The organism is Candidatus Hydrogenedentota bacterium, assembly GCA_035450225.1.
Classification (GTDB): domain Bacteria; phylum Hydrogenedentota; class Hydrogenedentia; order Hydrogenedentales; family SLHB01; genus DSVR01.
On the sequence record DAOTMJ010000091.1, the window covers coordinates 1 to 4671 of the forward strand.

A 4671-nucleotide genomic window follows, 5' to 3' on the forward strand; every position below is an offset into this window, starting at 1 on the left:
CGACGTGGACGGCAGCGGGGCCGTCGGCGCCTTCGGCTTGCTCGGCGACCGCGTGCTCAAGTCCCGCGACGAGGTCAAGCGCATTATTCGCAACGAGACCTTCGCAAACGCGGACACCTACTACCAAAACATCAAGAATCACATCACGCTGCACTCGACCGATGACAACAACCGGTTCCAGCAGGCCATGAAGAGCGATCTGCTCGCCGAACCCGAAAAGGTCTGGACCGCCGGCCAGCGTCCGAAGGGGCTCAAACTCGACTACAATTTCGCCACCCCGGAACAGATCGCACAGGTCCTGCGCGACGACTGGGACATGAATTCCCCCGCCAACGCTTACGGCGATCCGTCCGATCCGGACGAGAAGATCGCTTCGCTCGAATTCGCGCGCGGCCTCCAGCAAGAAGGCGTCAACGTCTCGCTGGATATCAACGGCGTTTTTTCGAATCCCGTGGCCTTCCTCGACGAGTTCGGCAACCCCGTCACGGCGCTCTACAAGGCCGATCCCTACCTCCGGGCGCTGCAACTTGGCGCAAACCTGCGCGACGCGCGCGATACCGGCTACGGCCGGTCAACCGCCACCATGCAGGTGGACGACACGTGGTGGGATCGCATGCAGGTTTACGATCGAGTGAACAATCACGGCGAAACGTTCGATCAGGGCCGGCTCGTTGTGGAAGTGACCGGCGACCGCCGCAAGATTGTCTACACCGTAGCGGGCATCGAGGGCGTTCGCATCACCGAGATGATGGTCCGGCCCGTCCGCCGCGTCGAGGCCGAAATGGAGCGGGACAACGACACGTCCTCCCTCTTCCCGCGGTATCTGTACCAACTCGCCTACAACGAGGATCCGTCTGCCGCCACCTATCAAAACAACTTCGATCTCACCCGCGTACAAATGCGCGACAAGGCGCCGCCGGCCTATTCGGTAACCAATCAGCCCGATGAAGGTTTCTGGCCGGCGCCGAAACTGCCCTACAGTACCACTTCGGATCCGGCCAATCCCTGCAACGGTTTCCTCAATCCGTGGCTCGGACCCGGCACGGCCATTTCGACAGAGACGCGGTTCGTCGAGGCGGAGGATCCCGGCAAGGAGTCCGTGCCGGGAGCGGACGATGCGCCCACGGAACATTGGCCGAACATCATGGAATTCAAATTCGGGCCGAGCAAGGGCCTGCCGCCCGGACGGTATTATCTGAAGATCAACACGACCGACTATCGCGGGCGGCCCACGGTCAGCGGACCGCGTTCCGGCACCACGGATGTCCCGTGGTACCGAAACAACGAGGATCCGATCCGCGTCGCGGTCAAATACGTCTCCTCGACGGGCGCTGCCATGCCGAACGGCATGACCGTCGGCACGAAATCCATCGCGCAGGATGTCGCGGAAGGGTTTGCGGCATGCGCGACCCCCGATTATCCCGACGATTTTTACGACAATGCGTCCGCGGATCCGGCCACGAGGACATGGAAGGAGTACTGGAGCCATTACTGGCGCGGGCCTTCCGATGCGAACGGCGGTGTTGGTCTTGTTTTGGACGCGCAAAGCCTGGAAAAGGCGGACGCGGACGGCAACGGCAATGTCACGTTCGAGGAGGCGTCTGCCCTGATCCCGTCTTTGCCGCAGGAATTGTTCGACGTCTACGACGCCAACGACGACGGCAGCCTGGATCTTGCCGCCGAAGGCATTCCGAGTTCCGAACGGACCGGGAAATACAAACGGGGCGTGGCCACCGGCTGGATCTTCGTGCCGGGATTGGACGACACCGTGTTGAACGTTCCCACTTCGCTTAATCCGGAGATGGGCCACCTGACCTACACGGATGTGATTGAACTGCGCAAGGGCTACGGCCAGGACAAGGCCTTCACCGTCACGATTCCCCCTCCCGCCGCGAACGCGCTTGATCAGGTCTACCTGCACGTGGCGGTGTGCATGGGCGGCGGCGATCCGGTCGCCTATGACGCCGGCGGCCCCATGTTGTGCATCAACTCGTTCGAGTTCAGCCAGGAACCCGATCATGAATGGATCGAGATCGAAAACATTACCGGCCACGACATTGACATCTCCGGTTGGGAGCTGGCCGTCGGCGGCGTGGACCCGGCATCGGGCGACATCGCTTCCAAAGACCGGATCTTCATGCGCGTGCCGTACGATCCGGCCAATCCCGTGATCCTGCCCGCCGCCCGGCCCGACTCCGCCGCGGGCGCCGTGGCCGTCCGTCCGCCCCGGATGCTCCTGGCCGTCAACGCCTACGATTACATCGGCTACCCGCAGAACGTGAATTTCGACCGCGACAACTTGATCTTCCGCAACGGCATCGGCCTCGAAGGCGGTATCTTTTACGAAGCGGATGGATCGGTCAGTTACAACGGCAATATGGGGACAAACGGCGATTATGTGACCGCCCCGGATTTTCCTGTCGTTCCCTACGACGAATACGGCGTCTACAACGTGGGCGAATCGGGCAGTATCTTCCGGAGAAAGGCCAACGATTTGCCCATCGTTCAACTCGAAATCGAAGGCCTGACCACGCAGGCCGCCATCAAGACGCCGCAGGCGGGCGGCGTGAACGCCGCCGAAAGCCTCTCCGCGCTGGCCGGCTGGGTGTTGCGCGGTGGCGTGTTTCCGAACAATCCCGAACACGACGGCATTGACAACGACAACGACGTCAATACGCTCCTCGTTGACGGAGTGGACAACAACGGCGACGGGATTGTGGACGATCTCCTCGAAGGCATTGACGAGGGACGCCGGTGGATGGATGCCCGGCGCGAATCCCTTACCGGCTTTTTCGTGCTGAATCCCGCGCCGGGCGCATTCGACTTTTTGCCTGTCGCCTACAAGACCCAATTCTTCGATTATCCCTACGATCCATTGAACTACGTTCCGCCGCCGGCCTATTTGGGCGCGGCTGCTGCGGAATCCCCGCGCTGGAAAGAATTCATCGAGCGCCGTTTTTATCCGGGCGACAACGTCGTCGTGACGCTGTTCCAGGGCGATCACCAGGCGCGCCGCGTCGTGGATCGCGTCACCTACACCGAACGCGACGTGATCAACCGCGCCGTGGACGACGGCATTCCCGTGCCGTTCAGCACCGCCGGTTCCAACACGCTTCTGCCGACGCTGTTCGACAAGAGTCTCGGCATTCCCAATAAGACCAATTACCTGAATTTCTGGCCGGACGACACGATGGGCGCGGATTTCTACCGGACGCTCGAACGCAAACACACCGCCATCTACAACGGCGATCGTTTCGGCACCAAGAACCGCTGGGAAGCCACCGACGGCAATTACGATGACTGGTCGCACGACCCGGTTATGCCGCGGCTGAAGCCGGATGGGACCCCGGATGGCATTGACCGTTTCAACGGCACGCCGCTTCAGCCCAACGCGGCCTACGACCCCGAATTCAAATACCCCGTTTTTTATTATCCGCATTCGCTGCCCGCGGCCGAAAACACGCTCATGATTCCGCAGATGTACCGCGAATGGGCCGCCCTGCGGGACGCCCTTGTCATGGACCGGAAAACCATCGCGCACGGCGATCAGCCGTTCGTGTCGGTCGGCGACGTCATGACGCTGCCCTACCTCGAAATCCACGAAAACCACACGTTGTACGGCGGCGAATTCGGCGCATCCAACGCCGAAATGGCCGATTCACCGGTCAGGATTCCCGGGCTGGCGCGTGAAAAGGTGCTGCGCGCGCGGATCGGCCGGACCTATCCCGACGATTACTGGAAGGAACTCCTGTGGAAAAGCGGCTCGCAGGAGTCCGACGACAATCTGGCGGCCCTGATGGGCGCGGCGGCGTTCGATCCGATCCGGTTTTCGTGCGCCCGCGCCGATTTTTACCTGTTGCGGCCCGTGTTCGATCCCAACGATCCGAACGATAACCAGCGCGTGCGGGAAATGATGAAATTCGATCCGGCTTCCGATCCCTCCGCGCCGTGGCCCCTGCCCGAAGTCTGGCGGCCGGTCTTCCTGTATTCGCTCGATATCGCGGGCGGCGTCAACCGGGAACTGTTTGACACGCAGTACGACTTGGGTTTCCCGTACAATATGTGGGACAAAAATCTTGGGCTGATGCCCAACACGAATTATTTCCTGTTCAACCGATCGCCGGTTCCCGCCACGCTGAAAACCGGCAACGATCTCTGGTCGCGTTCGCCTGTCCAGTTGCGCACCGCGTTCTATCTTTCCGGCAATCCGGAAGGCTTTACCGCGACGCGGCAGGCGGAAAGCAATCGGCCGGCAGCCGCCTCGCCGGAAGACCTGGGGCCGTTGTCGCAGGAATCGCTCGTCTCGGAGGCCTTGTTCATATGGAACGCGGACGACGGGATCGAGGACGGCGTTTACGATCTCTATCTGGATACCGGCCAGCCCTTCGACCGGCTGATCGCCGCCGACAGGGCTTTTTCGACGGCCAATCCCGGCCAGACGCTGCTCACCGACATGGGCCGCGCACTCTGCGCGATCGCGGCGTCCAAGACACCGGGCGACATCATCCTGGACGCCGAAGTGTTCACGGACCGCGACCGCGACGGCAAATGCTGGTTCGGCGATCCGTATCCGTGGCGGTACAACCTGCTGCGGCCGGGCGCCGATCCGAACAATCCCGAAAAGAGCGACTCGCTCGGCATGCAGGAAGGGCTTACCCCCGACGACAACGG

The 4671-nt window shown here is 61.8% G+C and carries 1 protein-coding gene; it reads left to right on the forward strand.

The features are described from left to right. Positions 1-4671: hypothetical protein (locus P5540_19705; protein HRT67039.1), on the forward strand; the 4671-nt coding region annotated here is incomplete at both ends.